The following is a 23,643-nucleotide window of genomic DNA, read 5'->3' as shown; positions in this document are numbered from 1 at the left end:
GCGAAACCGGTTAGCGTCACAGCATGGCGACCACGGTGTTCACGATCGGACACTCGACGCATCCGTTCGACGAGTTCGTGGGAATGCTGCATGCCAACACGGTGCAACGGCTCGTCGACGTGCGCACGGTTCCCGGCTCACGGCACAATCCGCAGTTCGGTCAGACGGCGCTCGAGACCGCGCTTCCGGATGCCGGCATTGACTACCAGTGGGTCAAGGAGCTCGGCGGCCTGCGTAAGACGAGCAAGGACAGCATCAACACCGCGTGGCGCAACCAGTCGTTCCGGGGCTACGCCGATTACATGCAGACGGACGAGTTTGCGGATGCCGTCGACCGGCTGGTCTCGCTCGCCGAGAAGCAGACGGTGGCGATCATGTGCGCGGAGGCGGTGCCGTGGCGCTGCCACCGGTCGCTGGTCGGGGATGCGCTGCTGGTGCGCGGCGTCGAGGTGCTCGACATTATGAGCGAAACATCGGTCAAGCCGAACACGTTGACGTCGTTCGCGCGGGTCGACGGCACGCGGGTCTGGTACCCCGAGGCGTGAGTCGGACCGCGGTCGCGCTCGCGCGGGTCGAACTTCCTCGCGCGGGTCGAATTGGACCAGCGCATGGAAGATGCACCCGCGCAACGAGCGAACTCGGTGATCGAGCTTGTCGAGATCCTGGTCTCGGCAAGCTCGACCACCGACAAGGGTGTAACCGGCGGCCGGGCGTCCCACCGCAAAGGATCGAGGTTTCGGGTAAGCCTCGATACGCGCACGGGTGCCCGACCGCCGGAGTTTCAGATGCCCTCTAGCGGCTCGTTCCCACGTGCGCCGAGGTCTTCGTCGTCGTCCACCTCGTCGCCGATCGCAGCATCTTCGTCCGTGTTCGCTGCACCGCTGTGCTCATCCGTGACAAGCGTGTCGTCGAAGTTCTCGTCTTCCTCTTCCCGCGGACCGGGGGAGGTGTTGGGGTCAGACATTCGGCTCCCTCAGCTCTCTTCCTCGGTGTCTTCATCGACGCCCGAGTCGCCCATGTCGTCCATTCCGCCAGGGCCGCCGGAGCCCATCGCGTCTCCCATCGCGGAGCCGGCACCCTCATCCATTTCGGAACTGGTGTCCCTACCGCCTTCGTCCATCCCCGCGTTCTGGTCGAGGCCGGCACCCTGCGTGCTGGTCTCGTCGCTGATTGCGCCGTCCGGATTCTCCTGCTTCGGGTCCTGCTCAGACATGCCGGAGGGGTTTGTTTCAGACATCATCACTAGCTCCTCACTCTCGAAGCGAGATCGAACGATGCTCGCAAAACGGAAGTTAAGGCCCGCCGCTGTTACCTGTCTGTGAAGTCGCTCGCAGCATGCCCACACTCCGGCGCTGGTTTCGAGACGATCGCTGCGCGATCGCTCAACCAGCGGGTGGCGCGCTTCGCGATCCCTCAACCAGCAAGGCGTCAGAGCTGATTGCCCAGCTTGTACTCCGGCATCTCCTCACCCTTGCGCGTGTACGAGAAACCGTCGGCGCCGATGGTGACATCCGCCTCGCGCTCTTCCGCACGCTCGACCAGTGGCCTCGGGTTGCCGTCGAGGTCGAGCACAACGGATGCCTCCGCGTACCAACTCGGGACCACCGGGTTTCCCCACCAGTCGCGACGCTGGTTGTCGTGCACGTCCCACGTGACGACCGGGTTGTCGGGATCACCGGTGTAGTAGTCGTGGGTGTAGATCTCGATGCGGTGACCATCCGGATCTCGCAGGTAGAGGTAGAACGCGTTCGAGACGCCGTGCCGACCGGGGCCGCGCTCGATGTGATCGGACCGCCGCAGCGCCCCGAGCTTGTCGCAGATGTGCAGAATCTGGTCCCGCTCGTGAGTCGCGAAGGCGATGTGGTGCAGCCGGGGTCCGTCTCCGCCGGTGAGGGCGATGTCGTGCACCGTCGGCTTGCGGAACAGCCAGGATGCGTAGATGGTGCCGTCCTCGTCCTGGATGTCCTCTGACACTCGGAAGCCGAGGTCCTGGTAGTACTGCACGGCGGTCGGGATGTCCGGAGTCACCACATTGAAGTGGTCGAGCCTGCTGATCGCGCCCGCGCCGTGGGCGTCGTACCGGCGCGTGTACCGCTCGACATGCTCGGCGTCGTAGAAGAACTCGAGCGGGAAGCCCAGCGGATCCTCCACCCGAACCGCGGCGCCGACGCCGAGGAGAGCGCCCGCCGGGCGACGTTCGACGCGGCACCCGAGCTCCTCGTAATAGCGGGCGGCGACCTCGACCTCGTCTTGGGAGCGCACTCGGTAGGCCAGCGCGGCCAGCGCCGGCACAGCGCCCTGGCGCAGCACGAGCGAGTGGTGCAGGTACTCCTCGAAGGCGCGCAGGTGGATCGAGTGCTCATCCTCGTGGCTGACTACCAGTCCAAGCACGTCGACGTAGAAGCGGCGGGATGCCGCCAAGTCGGTGACGATCAGCTCGGCGTAGGCGGCGCGGATGATGTCAGGTGCCCTCATACGGATGCTCCAAATCGCGGGGTGTGTACTGGGCCGAGCGAGATGTGCACGGCCTGCTGCTCGGAGTAGAAGTCGAGCGAGCGGTAGCCGCCCTCCTGCCCGAGTCCGGATGCCTTCACCCCACCGAACGGGGTGCGCAGGTCGCGCACGTTGTGGGAGTTCAGCCACACCATGCCGGCCTCGATGCCGTGCGCGAACTCGTGCGCGCGCTCCAGGTCGGTCGTCCAGAGGTACGCGGCGAGCCCGTACTTGACCGCGTTGGCGAGCGCGAGCGCTTCGGCATCGGTGTCGAACGGGGTGATGCAGACGACCGGGCCGAAGATCTCCTCCTGGAAGATCCGCGCATCCGGGGCAACGTCGACGAACACGGTCGGCGCGACGTAGTTGCCTGCGCCCACGCCGTCCGGGCGTCCGCCGCCGGCGACCAGCCGGCCCTCGTCCTTGCCGAGCTCGACGTACGACATCACCTTGGCGTAGTGCTCCGGGTGCACGAGCGGGCCGACCTCGGTCTTCTTGTCGTGCGGGTCGCCGACGACGATGCTGCGCGCTCGGGCGGCGTAGCGTTCGACGAATTCGTCATAGATCGAGCGCTCGACCAGGATTCGGCTGCCCGCGGTGCAGCGCTCGCCGTTCAGCGAGAACACGCCGAACAGGGTCGAGTCGATCGCGGCGTCGAGGTCAGCGTCGGCGAAGACGATGGCAGGCGACTTGCCGCCCAGCTCCATCGAGAGCCCCTTCAGGTGCGGGGCGGCGTTGGCGAAGATGGTCTGCCCGGTGGTGGTCTCGCCTGTGAAGGAGATGAGGCGCACATCCGGATGCTTGACGAGCGCATCGCCGGCCGTCTCGCCGAATCCGTTGACCAGGTTGAACACGCCATCCGGGACCCCGGCCTCGCGGAAGATCTCCGCCCACAGGCTGGCCGACAAAGGGGTGAACTCGGCCGGCTTGAGTACGACCGTGCAACCGGCGGCCAGCGCCGGCGCGAGCTTCCAGCTCTCCAGCATGAACGGGGTGTTCCACGGGGTGATCAGCCCGGCCACGCCAACCGGCTTGCGGTGCACGTAGTTGAGCTGCTTGCCGGGGACCCGGAAAGTGTCGTCGGTCTGCGCGACGATCAGGTCAGCGAAGAACCGGAAGTTCTCCGCCGCCCTCCGCGCCTGGCCGAGGGCCTGGGAAATGGGAAGGCCGGTGTCGAATGTCTCCAGCTCGGCGAGCCGGGCATCCTGCGCCTCGACCGCGTCAGCGATCTTGTTCAGGATGCGCCAACGGTCGCGCGCCACCATCTTCGGCCACGGTCCATCATCGAAGGCGCGCTTCGCCGCGGCGACCGCGCGGTCGATGTCGGCCGCCGATCCGGACGCCGCCTGCGTGTAGGTTTCGTTGGTCAGTGGGGTGAGCACGTCGAAGGTGGCGCCGTCGAGACTGTCGACGAACTCGCCGTCGATGAAGTGCCGGATGCGCTCGGGCAGGCCATCCGGAGTGTGGTGCGTCATCGCATCGCTCCAATCTGGAAGTCGTCGACCGGGCTGAGTAGGTTGCCGCCCTCGTCGAGCAGGGTGCGGATCTTCTGGATGCCGGCATCCGTCGGCGTGATCAGTGGCGGGCGGACGTAACCGGAGCGGATCAGGCCGCGCTGCTCGAGCACCCACTTTCCGGGTGCCGGGTTGGTCTCCACGAACAGCAGGTCCACGAGAGGGTGCAGACCGTAGTGCAGTTCGCGAGCGCGTGCGAGGTCGCCCGCTGCCCATGCTTCGTACAGTTGCGCATGGGCGACAGGGGCGATGTTCGAGGTGGCGCTGATGAACCCGACACCGCCGAGCGCGAGCAGTGGAAGGCACAGCAGCTCGATGCCGGACCAGACCAGCAGCTCGGGCCCGCACAGGTGCATCACGCGGGAGAAGTGCTCGAAGTCCTTGGTGGTCTCCTTGATGCCGACGAAGTTGTCGACGTCACGGAACAGGCGGGCGACGGTCTCCGGCGCGATGTCGACCGCGGTGCGGCTGGGTACGTTGTAGGCGACGATCGGCAGGTCCGGGAACTCGTCGGCGACCGTCTTGTACCAGCGGTACAGCGCCTCCTGGGTCGGGCGCGCGTAGTACGGCGTGATGATGAGGGCCGCATCGGCGCCGGCATCCTGCGCGCGCTGGGTGAGTTCGAGGGTCTCGTCGAGCTTGGCCGATCCCGTGCCAGGGATGAACGGCACGCGGTCGTCGATGACCCGCGCTGCGAGTTCGATGGCCTGAGCGCGTTCCTCGATGGTCTGCGCGCTCGGTTCGCCCGTGGAGCCGCCGATCGAGATGCCGTGGGTTCCGGATGCGAGCTGCCAGCGGATCAGGTTCTCGAGGCTCTCGAGGTCAGGGGAGCCGTCGGGCAGGAAAGGCGACATGACCGGCGCGATTGATCCGCGGATCTGGCTCGGGTCACTGCGAAACTTCATCGTTCTCCCTCTCCGGTGGTCGAGCTTGTCGGGACCCCATCCGGTGCCCCGTAGTGCGCGAGAAACGCATCGAGCGTCCGCAGCCGGTGATTCCGCGCAGCCAGCTCCAGCTCCAGCGCGTCGGCACCGGACTCGATCAGGTCGAGCAACTCCGCGTGCTCTTGAACCGATTCCCGGGCCCGGCCGGGAACGAAGCTGAACGTCGATTCCCGCAGCGCGCGCATCCGGGCCCAGCCGCGGTGCACCAGGTCGAGCACGTGAGGGTTGGGACAGCTCTCGAACAGCACCGCGTGGAAGTCCAGGTTCAGGCGGGTGAACGTCGCCGGGTCGAAGTGTTCAAGCGTCAGCGCCATGGCGTCGTTGATCGCGCGGGCGCGGGCGACGTCATCCGGGGTCATGTGCGGAGCGGACACCGCCGTCGCGAACCCCTCCACCAGCGCGAGGGTCTGCATGGTGACCTGGTACTCGGTCGGGTCGAGCATCGCGACCTGCGCGCCGACGTTTCGCTCGAACTGCACGAGCCCTTCCGCCTCGAGCAACCGGATCGCCTCGCGTACCGGCACCGCACTGACGCCGAGTTCCTCGGCGATGCGCCCGAGCACCAGCCGGTAGCCGGGGCTGTAGGAGCCGTCGCTGATGCGCTCCTTGATGGTGCGGTAGGCGAGCTGCGACTTGCTGACGGTGGCCGTCATGGCGTCCACTCGCGGTACTTGGCGAGCCAGTCCTGATTCATCGGGTAGAGGCCATCGACGGACGCGCCGGCCTCGATCTGCTGGCCGATGAACCGCTCCTGGCGCTCCTGCTCGATGGCGTCGTCAACGACTTCCTCCACCAGCGACGGCGGGATCACGATCACCCCGTCGGCGTCACCGACGATCACGTCGCCGGGCTGGACGGCCGTTCCTCCACAGGCGACCGTGACATCAGTTTCCCACGGCACGTGGCGGCGGCCCAGGACGGCCGGGTGTGCGCCGGCGTGGAAGACGGGGATGTCCAGTTCACTGACGACAGCGAAGTCGCGCACGCCGCCGTCGGTCACGATGCCGGCTGCGCCGCGCACTTGGGCGCGGAGGGCGAGCAGGTCGCCGACGGTGCCGGTGCCGCGCTCGCCGCGGGCCTCGACGACGAGCACGTCGCCGGCGTTGAGCGAATCGAACGCGCGCTTCTGCGCGGTGAAACCGGCGCCGAACTGCTGCGACAGGTCCTCACGGGCGGGGATGAAGCGCAGCGTGCGAGCCAGGCCGATCATGTGCTGGCCCGGTTTGGTCGGCGTGACGCCGTCGATGCTCACGGTGTTTAGCCCGCGCTTGCGCAGCTGTGCGCTGAGGGTAGCGGTGCCGACGGATGCGAGCTTGGCGCGGAGCTCGGGGGAGAGGGTGCCGGTGGTGATCGGGACCACATCTTCTGTGCTGGTTTCGAGACGATCGCTTCGCGATCCCTCAATCAGCGGTGTTGGCGATCCCTCAACCAGCGGCAGCGGCGCCGAGACCCCCGCGGCCTCCGCGGATCCCCAGGCTTCCGCGCGCTGCGCGTCATCGGCGACCGGGCCGGCGCCATAGGACGCGAAGGGCACTGCGCCGGCAACGACGGGGGTGACCAGCCGCCCGGTCGACCAGCCCTCGGTGTCGACCTCGACCTCGACGACATCAGCGGGCTGCACCACGGTCGACCCGGCGGGTGTGCCCGTGAGGATCACATCGCCCGGCTCGAGGGTCATCAGTTGGGACAGGTCCGCGATGAGCTGTTCGAACGGGAACAGCAGGTCGGCGGTCGTGTCCTCCTGCACAAGCTCGTCGTTGACCCAGGTGCGCACACGCAGTGCGCGCGGGTCGACCTGGTCGGCCGGAATCAGCGCCGGGCCGATCGGGGTGAACCCATCGCCGCCCTTCGACCGCACGTTGGAGCCCTTGTCGGCCCAGCGCAGGTCGTACACGCCGAAGTCGTTCCCTGCTGTCACGGATTCAACCGCCGCCCACGCCGCATCCGGATGCACGCGTCGCGCGCGCGTGCCGATGATCAGGGCGATCTCGCCCTCGAAGGCGAGCAGCTCGCATCCGTAGGGCCGCTCGATCGACTCGCCGCTCGGGCTGAGCGAGGTGGACGGCTTCAGGAAGTAGCTCGGCTGGTCCGGCGTGCGACCGCGCTGCGCGGCCCGGCTCGGATAGTTGAGGTGCACGGCGATGACCTTGCCGGGACGGGACCCCAGGAGCGCTTCGACGCGGGCCAGCGGTTCCATGCCACCTCCATTGGTGTACGAAATAATATACGATCCCACCACTCACGGGGTCGGCAGTCAAGCCCTTCATCGAGTCGGGAGGAAAAGCCGTTTTGCGGGCGTGAGAAGGGCAATAGCTCCCGACTCGATGAGCTGTTGGTGCGGGTGTTGCCGCGCGCGAGCTACTGCAGCTCGGACGCGATGGTGCGGGCGGCCGCGCTTAGGCGCGCGGCGAGCGCGGCCTGGTCCTCGCCTGCCGCGACGTAGACCACCGCGACCGCTGCCGGCGACTGCCCGGCGATCGCCAGCGGCACCGCGACCGACGACAGCCCGGCGATCACCTCGTCGTGACTGGTCGCATAGCCCCGGGCTGCGGCCAGCTCGGCCTCCGGCCGCTCGTGCTCCGACTCGAGCGCGCGCCACTGGGCCGGGGTCAACATCAACTGGATCGCCAGTCCGGGCGCGCCCCGGGAGAGCGGATGCCGCGTGCCCGGCCGCCGCACCACCGTCGCCTGCGCGTGCCGCGGCTCGACGCTGACCAGCGTCACGACATCGTGCTGGTCCAGCACCGACACGAACGCGGTCATCCGCAGTTCGTTCGCCACCAGGGTCAGCTCCGGCAGTGCCGCCGCCTGCAGGTCCCGCGACACGCTCCGCGCGAGCGCCGCCAGCCGCGGCCCGAGCTCGATTGCCCCGGCGCCGTCGCGCACAACAAGCCCGTGGTCCTCGAGCGTCCGCAGGATCCGGTACGCGATCGACCGGTGCACCCCGAGCGCCGCGGCGACGTCGGCAATCGTCATCGGGGAGGTCGACTCGGCGAGTATCTCCAGCATCCGGATGCCGCGCGACAGCGTCTGCGAGTGCGGTGCGGTCGTGCTCATCCCTGCCCTTGTGGTGCGCTAGACCAAACGAGATACTGTTCTGGAATAGAACGAGGTGTTCGATTATAGAACACGCGCCTGACCGGGACAAGGAAGCGAACGATGCAGTTCCACCACCACGGCTACGTATCCGGTGACCCCAGAGTGCTCCCGGCGGCCGGCACCGGCCTCAACCGCCCGGACGAACTCCCCGACGAGATGGACGTGCTGATCGTCGGCTCCGGCCCGGCCGGCATGGTCATCGCCGCCCAGCTGTCGCAATACCCCTCGATCACCACGCGGCTCATCGAGCGGCGAGCCGGACGACTCGAGATCGGCCAGGCGGACGGCATCCAGGCGCGCAGCAACGAGACGTTCCAGGCTTTCGGCTTCGCCGAGCGGCTCATCTCGGAGGCGTTCCAGCTGACCGCGATGAACTTCTGGGCGCCGGACCCGGCGAACCCGACCAGCATCATCCGCACGCAGCGCACGGAAGACGACCCGCACGGCATCAGCGAGTTCCCGCACATGCTCGTCAACCAGGCTCGCGTGCTGGACTATTTTGCGGAGTTCGCGGCCAATGGCCCGGCCCGCATCAAGCCCGATTATGGCTGGGACTTCGTCACGCTGGAGATCACCGAGGGCGCCGAGTATCCGGTGGCCGTGACGGTGCGGGCCACCGCCGGCGAGCGCGTGGGTGAGCAGCGAGTCGTCCGCGCGAAGTACGTCGTCGGCTGCGACGGCGCGAAGAGCGCCGTGCGTGAGTCCATCGGCCGCAAGCACCTGGGCACTCCGTCATTCCACGCCTGGGGTGTGATGGACGTGCTCGCGGTCACCGACTTCCCCGACATTCGCACCAAGTGCGCGATCCAGTCGCGCGACAACGGGAGCATCCTGCTCATCCCGCGCGAGGGCGGCTTCCTCTTCCGGATGTACGTCGACCTCGGCGCCGTCGGCGCTGATGACCAGCACCAGGTGCGGCAGACCACGATCGAGCAGATCATCGCCAAGGCCAACGCCATCCTGAACCCGTACACGCTCGACGTTCGCAACGTCGCGTGGTCCAGCGTCTACGAGGTCGGTCACCGGGTCACCGACAAGTTCGATGACGTCCCGGTGGAGCTCACCGGGCAGCGCGCCCCGCGCGTATTCATCGCCGGGGACGCCTGCCACACGCACAGCGCGAAGGCCGGCCAGGGCATGAATGTATCCATCCAGGACGGCTTCAACCTGGGTTGGAAGCTCGGGCAGGTCCTCGATGGACGCGCCCCAGAGGCGCTCCTGGAGACCTACTCGGCTGAACGGCAGGTCGTCGCGCAGAACCTCATCGACTTCGACCGCGAGTGGGCGTCCATGATGGCGAAGAAGCCGGAGGAATTCGAAAGCCCAGCCGAGCTCGCCGAGTTCTACGTGACCACGGCTGAGTTCCCGGCCGGGTTCATGACCCAGTACGAGCCGTCGATGATCACCGGCGAGGCCACGCACCAGCAGCTCGCATCCGGATTCCCGATCGGCAAGCGCTTCAAGTCGGCTCGGGCGTTGCGGGTCGCGGATGCGAACCCGGTGCACCTCGGGCACCATCACCGTGCGGATGGCCGCTGGCGGGTGTACGCGTTCGCGGATGCCCCCGCGGCGGGCGAACCGTCGGCGCTGACCGACTGGGCCGAGTGGCTGGCGACATCAGGGGACTCGCCAGTCGCACGGTTCACCCCCGAGGGCAGCGACGTGGACGGCGTGTTCGACTTCAAAGTCGTCTTCCAGCAGAGTTACGAGGACGTCGACCTGGGCCGGGTCCCGCCGATCTTCCTGCCGCGCGTCGGGCCGTTCGGGTTGATTGACTACGAGAAGGTCTACGCCGTGGATCCGGAGCGCGGCGACATCTTCAACAAGCGCGGCATCGACCGCACCGGATGCCTGGTGATCGTCCGACCGGACCAGTACGTCGCGCACGTGCTGCCGCTGACGGCGCGGGACGAGCTCACGGACTTCTTCGCCGGCTGCATGCGCGCATCCGGTGGTTGAGTATCGCGAAGCGATCGTCTACGCCGGTGGTTGAGGGATCGCGAAGCGATCGTCTCGAAACCACCCCCGGCACGCTGGTTTCGAGACGATTTCGCTGGCGCGAAATCCCTCAACCAGCGGTGACGTGCTTGAGTGCGATCCACAGGTCCGCGCGGGCCTGCGGGTCCTGCAGGGAACGCCCGAGCAAGTCCTCCGCCAAAGCCAGCCGGTTGCGCACGGTGTTGCGGTGCACGCCCAGCTCAGCGGCCGCCGGCCCGACCTGCCCGTTGTGTTTCAGGAAGGACCGCAGCGCGGCCACCAGTTCACCGGCATCCGGACGCGCCAGAACCGGCCCGAGCAGCATCGCCGTGTACGACGTGAGCGACTCCGACGACAGCAGCGCGTCGACGCCCTCGCCCGCGAGCTCCTCCCAGCGCACCACCGGTCGTCCCGGCGACGCGGCCGCGAGCGCATCCCGCGCGGCGCTGTCGCTGACCCCCAATGCAGCGAGCGGCTGCACCGGTCCGACCCCGACGAGCAGGCCTGGCAGTTCCGGTTCATCCGGCGAGATCACGATCAGCTCGTCGTCGGGCGTCACGGTGGCGATCGCACCCAGGTGCTCGAGGGTCGCCAGAATCTCCCCGACGGCGGCGCCGCGCGCGCGTACGACCCGCGCCGACGCCCACGGAAGCGCCCCGAGCACCGCCTCGGCCGCGACAGCATCCCCCTGCAGCAGCAGCGACACCGCGCCCGCCCGGATGCGCCGCTCGGCATCCCGTTCCACCCGCGCCCGGTCGCGCTCGAGCGTCAGCAACGCGAGCGCTGTCGACACCGCCGTGCGCTGAGCCGGGTTCAGAGCGTCCGGCGACTCGATCACCAGGTACGCGTCGGTGCGGCCGTGCAGCTCGACCGGTTGCACCAGCATCCGGCCCGCCGCACCAATCTCGGCGAACGCGCTGCGGCGGTCACCGCGCTGCATCCGCTCAATGAGCGGTCGCGCCCGGTCGCCAAGCCCTGCAAACCCGAACAGCGCGTCACCCTCCTGGCCGATGACGGCGGCCGACCCGCCGACGATCCGGCCGAGCGCATCCACCAGCTCAGCCGAGCCGACCACGGCAGCGCGCGTCAACTCCTGCTGGTGGGCGAGCGAGCGCCGGTCCTCGTCCCGTTCGGCGTCCGCGAGAGAGTCGGCCACCGCCTTGCTCACCGCGATGAATGGGGTCGGCTGCGGTACGACGAACAGGTTCAAACCGTCCCGTGCTGCGGCTGCGGCAAGCGCAACCGGAAGTTCCGGATGCCGCACGCCCACCCCGAATCCGACAGCGACGACCCCGGCCTCCAGCACCACGCGTACGAACTCGCCCCAGCCGGCAGCGTCGCGGTCGACCAGCCCGGTCGTCAGCAGCAGTTCGCCGCCCTCGAGGTACGGGCTCGGGTCGGGAAGCTCGCTTGTCGCGACCCAGCGCACCGCGGCATCCGGATGCGGCAGGGTCACCGCGGACAGCGCGAGCGCCCGCAGCGCCACGATTTCCGAGACAGTGGGCACGGTGTCAGTCTCGCACAACCGAGAGAATCCAGCTGTGCATCGATGCCACTGCATCCGTCCCGCCCGAGACGTAGCCTCGAACCAGACATCCAAGGAGGAACAATGACGATTCTGGGCGGCCCAGCCATCGACCAACAGCGCACATCCGGTGAGATCGCTCCCGGCCCGAACTCGCAGGAGTGGGCGGCGCGCAAGGCCAAGGCGGTCTCATCGGCCATCGGCACCACCATGCCGGTGTACACCGAATCCGCGGGCGGCGGTGTGCTGCGCGATGTCGACGGCAACACCTTCATCGACCTCGGTTCCGGCATCGCCGTCACTACCATCGGCAACGCCGCACCCGCGGTCGTCGAGGCGGTCAAGGCGCAGGTCGAGGCCTTCACCCACACCTGCTTCATGATCACCCCCTACGGCCCGTACGTCGAGGTCGCCGAGTTGCTCAACCGCATCACCCCCGGTGACTTCGAGAAGCGCTCCGCCCTGTTCAACAGCGGCGCCGAGGCGGTCGAGAACGCCATCAAGGTGGCCCGCGCCTACACCAAGAAGCAGGCCGTCGTCGTCTTCGACCACGCCTACCACGGTCGCACCAACCTCACCATGGCGCTGACCGCCAAGAGCATGCCGTACAAGAGCGGCTTCGGGCCGTTCGCACCCGAGGTGTACCGCGCGCCGCTGTCCTACCCGTACCACGATGGGCTCACCGGCGCCGAGGCGGCGGCGAAAGCCATCAGCGTGATCGAGAAGCAGGTCGGCGCCGAGAATCTCGCCGCGATCCTGATCGAGCCGATCCAGGGTGAGGGCGGCTTCATCGTCCCCGCCGAGGGCTTCCTGCCCGCGATCGTCGAGTGGGCCAACGCCAACAACGTGGTGTTCATCGCCGACGAGGTGCAGACCGGCTTCGCCCGCACCGGGGCGCTGTTCGCGAGTGAGCACGAGGGCATCGTCCCGGATGTGCTGGTAACCGCCAAGGGCATCGCCGGCGGTCTGCCGCTGGCCGCCATCACCGGCCGCGCCGAGATCCTCGACGCGCCGCAGGTCAGCGGCCTCGGCGGCACCTACGGCGGCAACCCGCTCGCGTGCGCCGCTGCACTGGCCAGCTACGACACCATCGTCAAGGAGAACCTGGTCGAGCGGGCGGTCGAGGTGGGAGACATCCTGATCTCCCGCCTCACCGAGCTGCAGGCCGGCGACGACCGCATCGGCGACGTGCGCGGCCGCGGCGCGATGATCGCGATCGAGCTGGTCAAGCCGGGTACCACCGAGCCGGATGCCGAGCTCACCAAGGCGCTCGCCGCGTACGCGCACCGTCACGGCGTGATCATGCTCACCGCCGGAACCTACGGCAACGTCATCCGGTTCCTGCCGCCGCTGTCGATCAGCGACGCCCTGCTGAACGAGGGCCTGGACGTGCTGGCCGAGGCGCTCGCAGCCACGAAGTGAACCCCCAGCGGGCCGACCTAGCGTGACTTACAAGGAGTAATGATGACTGACACTATGACCACCAGCACGCGCGAGAGCGAGCTGCTCGCATCCGTGCCGCACCAGCTGTACATCGGCGGGCAGTGGGTGGATGCGACCGGCGGCGCCACCTTCGACGTCAAGGACCCGGCCACCGGCAACGTGATCAAGACGATCGCGAGCGCCACCGCCGAGGACGCGCAGAAGGCGATGGATGCCGCCGCGAACGCGCAGGAGCAATGGGCGGCCACCGCGCCGCGCGTGCGCGGCGAACTGCTGCGCCGCGCGTTCGACTTGATGATGGAGCGCCGCGACGACTTTGCGCTCCTGATGACGATCGAGATGGGCAAGCCGCTCGCCGAGGCGCAGGGCGAGGTCACTTACGGTGGAGAGTTCCTGCGCTGGTTCAGCGAGGAGGCGGTGCGCATCCATGGCCGCTACGCGACCAGCCCGGAGGGCACCGGACGGATGATCGTGTCGCAGCGCCCGGTCGGCCCCAGCTACCTGATCACCCCGTGGAACTTCCCGCTCGCGATGGCGACCCGCAAGATCGGCCCTGCGCTCGCCGCCGGCTGCACGGTGATCGTCAAGCCCGCGCAGGTGACGCCGCTCACGACACTGTATTTCGTGAAGCTGCTCGAAGAGGTCGGCGTGCCCGCCGGTGTCGTGAACGTGGTGACATCGTCCAGCTCGAGCGCGGTGTCGAAGCCGATCCTCGAGGATGACCGGCTGCGCAAGCTCAGCTTCACCGGGTCGACCCCGGTCGGCGTCGCGCTGCTGAAGCAGGCGGCCGACAAGGTGCTGCGCACGTCGATGGAGCTCGGCGGCAACGCCCCGTTCATCGTCTTCGACGACGCCGACCTGGACAAGGCAGTCGACGGCGCCCTGGCCGCGAAGTTCCGCAACATCGGGCAGGCCTGCACCGCGGCGAACCGGTTCATCGTGCACGAGTCGGTCGCCGACGAGTTCTCCCGCCGGGTCGCCGAGCGGGTCAAGGCGATGCGCGTCGGGCGCGGCACCGAGGAGGGCGTGACCATCGGTCCGCTCATCGACGAGGACGCCATCAAGAAGGTGTCCGAGCTGGTCGCGGATGCCGTTGGCCGGGGTGCGCAGGTCGTCACCGGCGGGTCCGCGATCGACGGTCCTGGGACCTTCTTCGAACCCACCGTGGTCACGGGCGTGCAGCCCGGCAGCAGCATCCTGAGCGAGGAGATCTTCGGGCCGGTGCTGTCGATCGTGACGTTCAACGACGAGGCGGAGGCCGTGCGGATGGCCAACTCGACCGAGTACGGCCTGGTCGGCTACGTGTTCACCAAGGACCTCGCGCGCGGGCAGCGGATGATCGACGCCGTTGACACCGGAATGATGGGCCTGAACATCGGCGTGGTCTCGAACGCCGCGGCGCCGTTCGGCGGGGTGAAGCAGTCGGGGCTCGGCCGTGAGGGCGGGTTCGAGGGCATCCACGAGTACCTGTCGACCAAGTACACGCTGACGCCGGACCCGTTCGGGTAGTTCGGTATCGAGAAGTGGGGTCGCCCTCGGGGCGGCCCCACTTTTTTGTGCGCGAAAGCCGGAACACAACGCGAGCAGACATCTCGTCCAGGTAACGAATTCGGCGCTAAGTAATACTCCAAAGGCCTTGACTGGCGAGAATAAACCACCGAAAGTGCGTTAGTGGCGAAAGTGTGCCACAATCGTCCGAAATCTCGCGTTCGATGTTGAGGGAGTGCAGTGACGAACTGGATCGAAAGCGCCGACAGCCTGGTGCTGCCGGCGAAGCACCTGATCGATGGCGGCTGGGTCGATGCCTTCGGCGAGGAAATCTTCAGCGTGGTCGCCCCACGCGACGGTTCGGTTCTCGGCCAGATCGCCCTTGGCAACGAACGCGATGTCGACCGAGCGGTCGCGACCGCGCGGGCCGCGTTCGAGGACCGTCGGTGGAGCGGACTGCGTCCCGCCCAGCGCGGCGCCGTTCTGCGCCGGTGGGCAGAGCTCATCCAGGAGAACGCCGCCGACCTGGCGCTCACTATTTCCCTCGAGATGGGCAAGCCGGTGCGCGAGGCGCTGGGAGTCGAGCTGCGCGCGGTCGCCAACTGCATTCGCTGGTACGGCGAGATCGCCGACAAGCGACCCGACGAGAGCCCGGCCGCTGGTGATGACGTCGTCGCCCTCATCACGCGTGAGCCGGCGGGTGTGGTCGCCGCGGTTGTGCCGTGGAACTTCCCGCTCACCATGACCGCGTGGAAGCTTGGCCCCTCGCTTGTCGCTGGCAACAGTGTTGTACTCAAGCCCGCAGAGCAGACCCCGTACTCAGCGCTGAAGCTCGCCGAACTCGCCCTTCAGGCGGGCCTGCCGGACGGCGTGCTCAACGTCGTCCCGGGGCGCGGACACATCGTAGGCAAGGCCCTCGGCCTGCACCACGACGTCGACATCGTCACCTTCACCGGCTCCCCAGAAGTGGGTCGCGCGTTCCTGCGCTACTCCGGTGAATCCAACGGAAAGCGGGTCTGGCCTGAGCTCGGCGGCAAGTCGGCGAGCATCATCCTTCCGGATGCTGACCTCGAGAAGGCAGCCCGCATGACCGCATGGGGCTCCTTCTACAACCAGGGCGAGATGTGCAGCGCCTCCAGCCGCATGGTCGTGCACCGCGACGTCGTCGACGAGGTCCTCGAGCACGCTCGGGCCCAGGCGCGCGAGATGGCGCCAGCCGACCCGCTCGATCAGGATGCCCCGCTCGGCTCGCTGGTCAGCGAGGCACACCTCGAACGCGTGCTCGGCCACGTGCGGAACGCGGTCGCCGACGGTGCCGAGATCGTCGAGGGCTCGACCGAGCGGGCAGTCGTCGACGCGCACCCGGGCGGCTCCTACATCGCTCCCACGATCCTCACCGGCGTGACGCCGGGAATGCGCATCGAGCAGCAGGAAGTATTCGGCCCGGTCCTGTCCGTCATCACGGTGGACAGCGAGGAAGAGGCGATCCGCGTGGCCAACGGCACCGAGTACGGCCTCGCCGCATCCGTGTGGACCCGCGACCTGGGAGCGGCGCACCGGGTGTCCCGCGCCGTGAAGGCAGGAATCGTCTGGGTGAACTGCTTCGAGGAAGGCGACATGTCGGTGCCGTTCGGCGGCGTCAAGGGCAGTGGGTTCGGGCGTGACAAGAGCGCTCACGCGATCGACAAGTTCACTGACCTCAAGACGACCTGGATCGAGCTCTGACATGACCGATGGGGCCCCGCTGATCGGCATCACCATGTGGCGCCGTGAGCTGCCAACCTACGCGTCCGACAACACCGACCTGTACACGCTCGGCGTCGAATACGTGCAGTCGCTGACGGATGCCGGCGCGCAGGTCGTGCTCATTCCCGACACGGATGTGACCGGCGCGCAGCGCCTGATCGGCACGTTGGACGGAGTCGTCATCGCGGGCGGCGGCGACGTGCATCCGGAGAACTACGGCGGAACGCCGTCCGAGGCGGAGAGGTACGACCGCGGTCGAGACGAGACGGAGATCGCCCTCATCCGCGCGGCGCGCGACGCACGGCTCCCGACTCTCGGCATCTGCCGGGGACTGCAGATCGGCGTTGTCGCGCTGGGCGGCCGGCTGATCGAGGACATCCCGACCACCGCGCAGCACCCGCGCGGACTCACCGGGGCGGAGCTTCTGGCGTGGCGGCACGACGTGATCGTCGAGCCGGAGAGCACGCTCGCGGGCGTCGTCGGCACCCGCACGCCGGTGAACAGCATCCACCATCAGGCCGCTGACGTGGTGCCCGATGGCCTCCGCATTGCTGCCGTGTCAGAGGACGGCGTGATCGAGGCAGTCGAGTCATCAACGGACTGGGACTTCCTGGCGGTGCAGTGGCACCCGGAGAAGATGCACGAGCCGGCGCATCGGCGCTCCCTTTTTGACCACTTCGTGAGCGTCGTTCGCGCGCACGCGAAGACCGCGTCCCACCGCTCGGTGTGACACCCACCACCTAAGAAACGGAAACACGTAAGAACCATGAGTGATGTACGTCAGTTCTTCCTCGAGTACGAGAACGGCCCGCGCGCGATTGCCGACTTGCACTTCGACCTCGCACCGCAGACGTGCGAGACCCTGTGGAAGGCCTTCGAGAAGCCCGCGACCATGGACGCGATGCACGCCATCTACGCCGGCCCCGAGGTGATGGTCGGTCTGCCCGAGACGCACCACACGTTCGACCCCGAGGCGGTCCCTGCCGAGAACCAGCAGGTGATCCCTGGCGTCGGCGACCTGCAGTGGTACTACCAGCGCCCCTACCAGATGGGTGGGCTCCCCTTCGAGTACTGGGAGATCGGCGTCTTCTACGCGCCCGGTGCTCGCACCCTCGGTCCGCTCGGATGGACCCCCGTGAACATCTTCGCGACCATCTCGGAGGGTCTGAAGGAGTTCGCGAAGGAGTCGTACGACATCCGGATCAACGGCATCAAGAAGCTCACGATCGGTCGCGTCTAGACCGCTCACGAGGCACGCTCCGCCGCACCTGGCGGCGAAGCACCAAGAGAAAATCAGAGAGGATACACTCACGTGAAAATTGCGAAACCCTTCGCAGCGGCGGCCGCCATCGGCCTCGCGCTCGCGGTCAGCGCCTGCAGCACCACGTCCGCCCCTTCCGGCAACAGCGACGGGGGAGCCCCCGTCGAGCTCGTGGTCACGTCCTTCGGCGGTGACTGGGAGAAGGCCTACATCGAAGCGGTCGTCAAGCCGTTCGAAGAGGAGTACAACGCCAAGATCACGCTCGTCACGCTGTACAGCGCCGACGCGTTGGCACAGCTGACGGCGCAGGCATCCGCCCCGCAGCTCGACGTCGTGCACTTCTCGGGCGGACAGGAGGCCATTGCGGCCGCCCAGGGTCTCATCGACCCGGTCGACCCCGCCGACCTCACCACCTTCGACGACCTGTCGCCGATCGCGACCGAGGGACTCGAGCGCGGCGAGGGACCCGTCATGCAGGTGACCCCGATCGGTATCGTCTACCGCTCTGACGTCATCGAGAAGGCTCCGAACTCGTGGGAGGACGTCTTCGACCCCAAGTACGCGCAGCACGTCGCACTCACCGACCTGTCGAACTCCTACGGGCTGCTCTCGCTGCTCGCGGTGAACGAGACGCTCGGCGGCGACACGGACGACCTCGAGCCCGGGCTCGACGCGCTCGGTGACCTCGCCCAGTCGGGTGACGCCATCGTGATCAAGACGTCGGCGGACATGCAGCAGGCGTTCTCGGCGCGTGACATCTGGATCGCACCGTACTCGCAGGACTACGCGGAGACCCTCCGCAAGGCCGGCCTGGACGTTGAGTTCGCGGTCCCGGATGAGGGTGCCCCGGCATCCTTCATCACGGCGAACGTTGTTGCAGGGCGGACGAACTCCGACCTGGCGACGAAGCTTGTCGACTTCTCGCTGCGCCCCGAGGCGCAGGCGACGTTCGCTGAGGCAATGCTGTACTCCCCGGTGAACACCACCACGGAGCTCTCGAGCGACATCGCGGACACCGTGATCCACGGCGACGCGCTCAGCAAGCTGGTCCGTTACGACAGCACGGTTCTCAACGAGCGCCGCGCCGGATGGACCGACGAGTGGAACCTGCGCATCGCACAGTGAGACGCCTGAAACTGGAGCCTTGGCTCCTCATCCTGCCCGTGGTGGTGTTGCTTCTGGTCGGCTTCGTGCTGCCCGTGGCCAGCGTTCTGCTGTCCGGCTTCACCACCCCGGGTGGGGGGTGGACCATCGAGAACTTCACCAGGTTCTTCGAGTCCGCCTTCCACACCGGTGCAGCCATGCGATCGCTGCGCATGGCCCTCGTGCAGACGGCCGTTGTGCTCCTCATCTCGCTGCCGCTCGCGTACGCCATGTCGCGCGCGTCGGCGAAGGTGCAGGCGTTCATGATGATCGCGATCGTGCTACCGGTCATGACCAGCGTCGTCGTGCGCAGCTTCGGCTGGGTCATCCTGATCGGCCCTGCCGGTCCGCTCGCCGACATCCCCGGTTTCCTTGAGCTCAGCAAGTCGCGTCAGGGGCTGCTCGGCACCGAGCTCGGCGTGAACATCGCCATGGTGCAGGTGCTGGTGCCGTTCGCGGTGTTGTCCATCCTGGGGGTGCTCAACGGTGTGGATCGGCGGCTCGAGGAAGCATCTCGCACCATGGGCGCGTCGTTCGGGCGCACGGCCTGGAGCGTCGTCTTCCCGCTCGCAATCCCGGGCGCCATCGCCGGCGGCACCCTCGCCTTCGCGATGTCCATCAGCTCGTTCATCACGCCGAACCTCATCGGCGGAGCACAGATCCCCGTCCTTGCAGCCATCATCTACACCGATGCGACGACCAACCTCAACTGGCCGTTTGCTGCTGCCCAGTCACTGCTCATGCTCATCGTCGTCCTGGTCACCATCGGGCTGACGGCGAAGCTCTCGGCCAGGAGATAACCACATGGTTCGTTCTGTCCCATTGTGGGCACGCATCCTCACCGTCGCGCTCTTCGTGGCGGTGACCGTGTACATGTTCGCGCCGCTTATCGTCGTTGTCGGCGCGGCATTCAACGAATCGCGCTTCCTCGCGTTTCCGCCGACCGGCTTCACGCTGGACTGGTTCGCGATGGTGCTCAGCGATGACACCTACATGACACCGTTCCTGACCAGCGTGCAGATCGCCGCGGTGACGGCGCTCGTGGCTGCCGCAATCGGCACGTTGACGGCGCTGGCCGTGACCCGCCACCGGTTCCCTGGCGCAGCGTTCGTGCAGTCGATGGCGATGTCACCGCTTATCATCCCGAGCATCATCTTCGCCATCGGCATGCTCTCGTTCTCGTCGCAGTTCCTCGGCGGGCCATCCGCGATCATCCTCACCATCGCCCACATCGTCATCACCATTCCCTACGTGATGCGCACGGTCGTCGGCGTCATCTCCCGAAGCGACCGCTTCACGGAGGAGGCGGCGCGCGTGATGGGGGCGCCATGGTGGCGCCGCTACTGGCACATCCTGCTCCCGATGGCCCGCCCGGGCATCGTCGCGGGCGCATTCCTCGCATTCATCGTTTCGTTCGACGACGCGGTCATCGCGCTGTTCGTCAGGACACCGACCCTCGAAACACTCCCCATGGCGATCTACAGCAAGCTCGAATTCAGCGCCGACCCCACGGTTGCGGCGGTGTCGACCCTGTCGATGCTGCTGACGGCGATCGCCATCGTTGTCATCGAGAAGGTCGTCGGACTCGGAAAGGCATTCAGCTAATGGCCGAACTCATCATCTCCAGCGTGCGCAAGTCGTTCGGCGAGACCGAAGTGCTGAAGGGCATCGACATCAGCGTGCCGTCCGGCACCTTCGTCTCGCTCCTTGGGGCGAGCGGATGCGGCAAGAGCACCCTCTTGCGCTGCATCGCCGGACTGGAGACAACCTCCGGCGGCTCGATCACGGTTGGCGGGCAAGACGTCACCGACCTCGCGCCCGAGAAGCGCGGTCTCAGCATGATGTTCCAGAGCTACGCGCTGTTCCCGCACATGACCGTGCTCGACAACGTGCGCTTCCCGCTCCGGATGCAGGGCAAGCGCTACGGCAATCGTGCCAAGCAGAAGGAACTCGCCAAGCAGGCGCTCGACCAGGTGCGCATGGGCGACTTCGCGTCGCGGCTGCCCCGAGAGCTGTCGGGTGGTCAACAGCAGCGCGTCGCGCTTGCGCGCGCGATCGCCGGTGAGCCACGCGTGCTGCTTCTCGACGAGCCGCTGTCGAACCTCGACGCGCGCCTGCGCGAGGAGATGCAGGTCGAGCTGATCGAGCTGCAGCGGGTGCTTGGGCTGACCACGGTGTTCGTCACCCACGACCAGGACGAGGCGATGAGCCTCTCCGACCAGGTCGTGCTGATGCGGGACGGTGTGGTCGAGCAGGCCGGCACCCCGGAGGAGCTGTACCGCCGCCCGCGCACGCCCTTCGCGGCCGACTTCCTCGGTGCGGCCAACCTGCTGGACGTTTCGGTGGAGATCGACAACTCCCGCGCTACGGCCGTCCTCGCCGGTGGTGACACCGTGCCGGTTCGCACGTCGAACTCTGGGGCAGCAACCCTCGTGCTGCGGCAGGAGAAGGTGCGCATCGGTGATCCGCTCTCGACAGACGACTCGGTGGTCACCGCGACCGTGGTCTCACGCGTCTTCCGTGGCGGCGAGGTCCAGTACCTCGTCGAGTATCAGGGTGCCATGCTGCGCGTGGTTGCGAACGGTGAGTCGATGCTGTCAGCCGGTGACCAGGTCGAGCTGAGCTGGTCGTCGAGCGACGCGCTCGTGTTGTCATGAGCGCGGTGCGTGGGCGTGCTCGAATACCGTGTTGAGCGATGATCGCTGACGTGCGGCACAATGAGGCATCATGACCTCGGGCAACGGCAAGGACGTCGATCGCGCCATCGCGGCGGCACTGCAGGTCAATGGGCGCGCATCGTGGGGTGCCGTCGCACGTGCGCTGGACATCCCTGAACGCACAGCGGCTCGGCGGGGACAGAGGCTGCTCGATGACGGCACCGTGCGCGTCTCCACCTACCTGGATGTTGCCCGCGTTGCGCACGCGCGTGGCATCCTGCTGCGCGCCGAGATTGAGACACGCCGAGTGCACGAGGTCGCTGCCATCCTCGCCCACCGCGCCGACGCATCCTCGGTGTCGATTCTGGAAGGCTCCGGCAACATCGCCGGCTACTTCCTGCCGCCGGATCCCGACGCATTGAACCGCTTTCTGTTCCGAGACCTTCCTGACCTGACTGGGCTGATCAGTTTTGACGTCGGCACAGTGCTCAAGCTTCACCGCTCGGGCTACGACTGGAACGCCGGCGGTTTGCCCGATCATGTCGTGCAGCAGCTCACCGAGGGGTTGTGGACCGCGGACCGTACGGTCAACGCGAACGTGCACATCGATGACACAGACCGGCAACTGATCGACCTGCTCGCGATCGACGGTCGCGCGGCGATTTCCAGTCTGGCGACCGATGTCGGAGTGAGCGCGCAGACCGCACGGCGCAAGGTGGATGCCTTGTTCTCCTCCGGCGTGCTTCACGTGCGCACCGAGGTCACGCCGGCGATCTTTGGCTTGAGCGTTGAGGCGGTCATGTGGTTGCGAGCGCCGTCCGCGCTGAGCGATGAGCTCGGCCGTGCCCTGGGCGCTCACCGCAGCGTGCGGTTCTGCGCCTCGTCGACCGGGCACGCGAGTTTTCTGATCGATGTGCTCGTCGAGGATGAAGACGAGTTATACGCATTCCAGACGGATGTCATCGGCCGCTTCCCTGACGTCCAGATCGATGAGGCACGCATTGTGATGCAAGCGGTGCGCCGGGGGCCCCTCCTAGTGCTCGACTCCCCGGCCAGCTGACCCCGACGTTTCTCGTGCCGGTGCTCGCCGCCCTCTCGCTGAGGGGTCGCCAACCGTCCGGGCGGTACCCCGCGAAGGCAGGTTTGTCACCCCTCACGGAAGGTTCGTGACCCTCACGGATAGGCTGGGGCCATGCACGATGCTGTGATAGTCGACGTAATCCGCACGCCCTCCGGACGCGGCAAGCCCGGCGGGCAACTGTCCGAAATTCACCCGGTCGACCTGCTGGCCGAGACCCTCGAGGCTCTGGTCGCGCGCAACGGCGTCGATCCGGCAGCCGTCGACGACGTGATCGCCGGATGTGTGTCGCAAGCGGGTGAGCAGACGTTCAACGTTGCCCGCAACGCGGTGCTAGCCGCGGGCTTCCCCGACACCGTGCCGGGCACGACCATTGACCGCCAGTGCGGCTCCAGCCAGCAGGCGGCGATGTTCGCCGCGCAGGGCGTCATGACCGGCCAGTACGAAATCGTGATCGCGGCCGGGGTCGAGTCGATGAGCCGGATCCCGCTCGGCTCCTCCGCCGGAGGGATGAACCCGTACGGCACCCGCATCAAGGAGCGCTACCCGGAGGGGCTGGTCAACCAGGGCGTCTCCGCCGAGCTGATCGCCCAGCAGTGGGGCTTCAACCGCGAGCAGCTCGACGAGTTCTCGGCGCGCTCGCACCGCCTCGCGGTCGAGGCGCGGGACGCCTTCGCCGACGAGATCATCCCGATCGGCGGGATGCTGGTCGACGAGACCGTGCGCGAGTCGACGACCGCCGAGGGGCTGGCCGGCCTGAACCCCGCGTTCCGCACCGACGAGCTCGCCGCGCGCTTCCCGGACCTCGACTGGAAGATCACCCCGGGAAACTCCAGCCCGCTGACCGACGGGGCATCCGCCGCGCTCATCATGAGCGCCGAGAAAGCGAAGAGCCTCGGCCTCGCGCCCCGCGCGCGCTTCCACTCGTTCGCGGTCACCGGCAGCGACCCGCTGCTCATGCTCACCGGCATCATCCCGGCGACGCGCAAGGTGCTGGAGCGCGCCGACCTCAACATCGACGACATGGACGCCTACGAGGTCAACGAGGCATTCGCCTCCGTGCCCCTCGCCTGGCTGCAGGACCTCGACGCCGACCCGGACAAGCTCAACCCGCGCGGCGGGGCGATCGCGCTCGGGCACGCGCTCGGGTCATCCGGCACTCGTCTCCTCACCACGCTGGTGAACCAGCTCGAGTCCACCGGCGGCCGCTGGGGACTGCAGACCATGTGCGAAGGCGGCGGCATGGCCAACGCCACGATCATCGAAAGGCTCTAA

General features: G+C 67.5%; 22 protein-coding genes. 13 read left to right on the top strand and 9 right to left on the bottom strand.

Translation table 11 applies throughout. The features are described from left to right. Positions 1-23: 23 nt before the first annotated feature. Complete coding sequence (locus HGK58_RS00595) at positions 24-545, top strand: DUF488 domain-containing protein (protein WP_168625630.1); 522 nt, start codon at positions 24-26, stop codon at positions 543-545. A gap of 236 nt (positions 546-781) precedes the next feature. Here HGK58_RS00595 and HGK58_RS00590 read toward each other — a convergent pair whose 3' ends face one another. From HGK58_RS00590 to HGK58_RS00555, 8 genes are all read right to left on the bottom strand, one after another. After that, the gene (locus tag HGK58_RS00590; protein ID WP_168625629.1) at positions 782-964 is read right to left on the bottom strand and encodes a hypothetical protein; all 183 of its coding nucleotides are present in this window, start codon (positions 962-964) and stop codon (positions 782-784) included. A gap of 9 nt (positions 965-973) precedes the next feature. Beyond that, entirely contained in the window at positions 974-1,240 is a 267-nt protein-coding gene (locus HGK58_RS00585) for a hypothetical protein (protein ID WP_168625628.1), read from the bottom strand. Positions 1,241-1,428: 188 nt separating this feature from the next. Further along, on the bottom strand, positions 1,429-2,475 hold the full coding sequence (hpaD, locus tag HGK58_RS00580) for a 3,4-dihydroxyphenylacetate 2,3-dioxygenase (protein WP_168625627.1): 1,047 nt from the start codon (positions 2,473-2,475) through the stop codon (positions 1,429-1,431). Next, positions 2,472-3,968: a 5-carboxymethyl-2-hydroxymuconate semialdehyde dehydrogenase gene (gene hpaE / locus HGK58_RS00575; protein WP_168625626.1), complete on the bottom strand. Its 1,497-nt coding sequence runs from the start codon at positions 3,966-3,968 to the stop codon at positions 2,472-2,474. The genes hpaD and hpaE overlap by 4 nt, the downstream gene beginning before the upstream one ends. Next, positions 3,965-4,912, bottom strand: a complete 948-nt coding sequence (gene dapA / locus HGK58_RS00570; protein WP_168625625.1) for a 4-hydroxy-tetrahydrodipicolinate synthase — start codon at positions 4,910-4,912, stop codon at positions 3,965-3,967. The genes hpaE and dapA overlap by 4 nt, the downstream gene beginning before the upstream one ends. Further along, entirely contained in the window at positions 4,909-5,604 is a 696-nt protein-coding gene (locus HGK58_RS00565) for a GntR family transcriptional regulator (RefSeq protein WP_168625624.1), read from the bottom strand. Before HGK58_RS00565 ends, dapA begins: the two co-directional genes overlap by 4 nt. Then, positions 5,601-7,148 carry a fumarylacetoacetate hydrolase family protein gene (locus HGK58_RS00560; RefSeq protein WP_168625623.1) on the bottom strand — a complete coding sequence of 516 codons (1,548 nt, stop codon included), beginning with the start codon at positions 7,146-7,148 and terminating at the stop codon, positions 5,601-5,603. Before HGK58_RS00560 ends, HGK58_RS00565 begins: the two co-directional genes overlap by 4 nt. Before the next feature lie 161 nt (positions 7,149-7,309). Continuing rightward, entirely contained in the window at positions 7,310-8,008 is a 699-nt protein-coding gene (locus tag HGK58_RS00555) for a helix-turn-helix domain-containing protein (RefSeq protein ID WP_168625622.1), read from the bottom strand. 102 nt (positions 8,009-8,110) lie between these two features. On the opposite strand from HGK58_RS00555, the gene HGK58_RS00550 reads away from it, so the two are divergent. Then, a complete protein-coding gene (locus tag HGK58_RS00550) occupies positions 8,111-10,009 on the top strand; it encodes an FAD-binding monooxygenase (RefSeq protein WP_168625621.1) in 1,899 nt (632 codons plus the stop codon). Positions 10,010-10,118: 109 nt separating this feature from the next. Here the strand turns inward: HGK58_RS00550 and HGK58_RS00545 are convergent, their stop codons facing one another. Beyond that, positions 10,119-11,534: a PucR family transcriptional regulator gene (locus tag HGK58_RS00545; protein WP_168625620.1), complete on the bottom strand. Its 1,416-nt coding sequence runs from the start codon at positions 11,532-11,534 to the stop codon at positions 10,119-10,121. Positions 11,535-11,636: 102 nt separating this feature from the next. Between HGK58_RS00545 and gabT the strand changes: the two genes are divergently transcribed. The 11 genes from gabT to HGK58_RS00490 all read left to right on the top strand — a co-directional run bounded on the left by gabT (position 11,637) and on the right by HGK58_RS00490 (position 23,643). Further along, entirely contained in the window at positions 11,637-12,974 is a 1,338-nt protein-coding gene (gene gabT, locus HGK58_RS00540; RefSeq protein WP_168625619.1) for a 4-aminobutyrate--2-oxoglutarate transaminase, read from the top strand. Positions 12,975-13,016: 42 nt separating this feature from the next. Next, entirely contained in the window at positions 13,017-14,504 is a 1,488-nt protein-coding gene (locus HGK58_RS00535) for an NAD-dependent succinate-semialdehyde dehydrogenase (protein WP_246865358.1), read from the top strand. A 219-nt stretch (positions 14,505-14,723) separates the two neighbouring features. Then, positions 14,724-16,208, top strand: a complete 1,485-nt coding sequence (locus HGK58_RS00530; protein ID WP_168625618.1) for an aldehyde dehydrogenase — start codon at positions 14,724-14,726, stop codon at positions 16,206-16,208. 1 nt (position 16,209) lies between these two features. Beyond that, positions 16,210-16,959, top strand: a complete 750-nt coding sequence (locus tag HGK58_RS00525) for a gamma-glutamyl-gamma-aminobutyrate hydrolase family protein (protein WP_168625617.1) — start codon at positions 16,210-16,212, stop codon at positions 16,957-16,959. A gap of 36 nt (positions 16,960-16,995) precedes the next feature. After that, positions 16,996-17,469, top strand: coding sequence for a DUF3830 family protein (locus HGK58_RS00520; protein ID WP_168625616.1), 474 nt, complete (start codon positions 16,996-16,998; stop codon positions 17,467-17,469). A 72-nt stretch (positions 17,470-17,541) separates the two neighbouring features. Then, positions 17,542-18,615, top strand: coding sequence for an ABC transporter substrate-binding protein (locus HGK58_RS00515; RefSeq protein ID WP_168625615.1), 1,074 nt, complete (start codon positions 17,542-17,544; stop codon positions 18,613-18,615). Continuing rightward, entirely contained in the window at positions 18,612-19,433 is an 822-nt protein-coding gene (locus tag HGK58_RS00510) for an ABC transporter permease (RefSeq protein WP_349236083.1), read from the top strand. The genes HGK58_RS00515 and HGK58_RS00510 overlap by 4 nt, the downstream gene beginning before the upstream one ends. Before the next feature lie 4 nt (positions 19,434-19,437). After that, a complete protein-coding gene (locus HGK58_RS00505) occupies positions 19,438-20,238 on the top strand; it encodes an ABC transporter permease (RefSeq protein WP_168625613.1) in 801 nt (266 codons plus the stop codon). Then, complete coding sequence (locus HGK58_RS00500; RefSeq protein ID WP_168625612.1) at positions 20,238-21,290, top strand: ABC transporter ATP-binding protein; 1,053 nt, start codon at positions 20,238-20,240, stop codon at positions 21,288-21,290. Before HGK58_RS00505 ends, HGK58_RS00500 begins: the two co-directional genes overlap by 1 nt. Before the next feature lie 70 nt (positions 21,291-21,360). After that, complete coding sequence (locus HGK58_RS00495) at positions 21,361-22,350, top strand: Lrp/AsnC family transcriptional regulator (protein WP_168625611.1); 990 nt, start codon at positions 21,361-21,363, stop codon at positions 22,348-22,350. Between the two features lie 132 nt (positions 22,351-22,482). Next, on the top strand, positions 22,483-23,643 hold the full coding sequence (locus tag HGK58_RS00490) for a thiolase family protein (RefSeq protein ID WP_168625610.1): 1,161 nt from the start codon (positions 22,483-22,485) through the stop codon (positions 23,641-23,643).

Origin of the sequence: Cryobacterium sp. BB307 (assembly GCF_012274275.1) — a bacterium.
In the GTDB taxonomy this organism is placed as follows: Bacteria; Actinomycetota; Actinomycetes; order Actinomycetales; family Microbacteriaceae; genus Terrimesophilobacter.
Note: the sequence above shows the minus strand (reverse complement) of the source record. Positions and strands in the feature narration are given on the sequence as shown.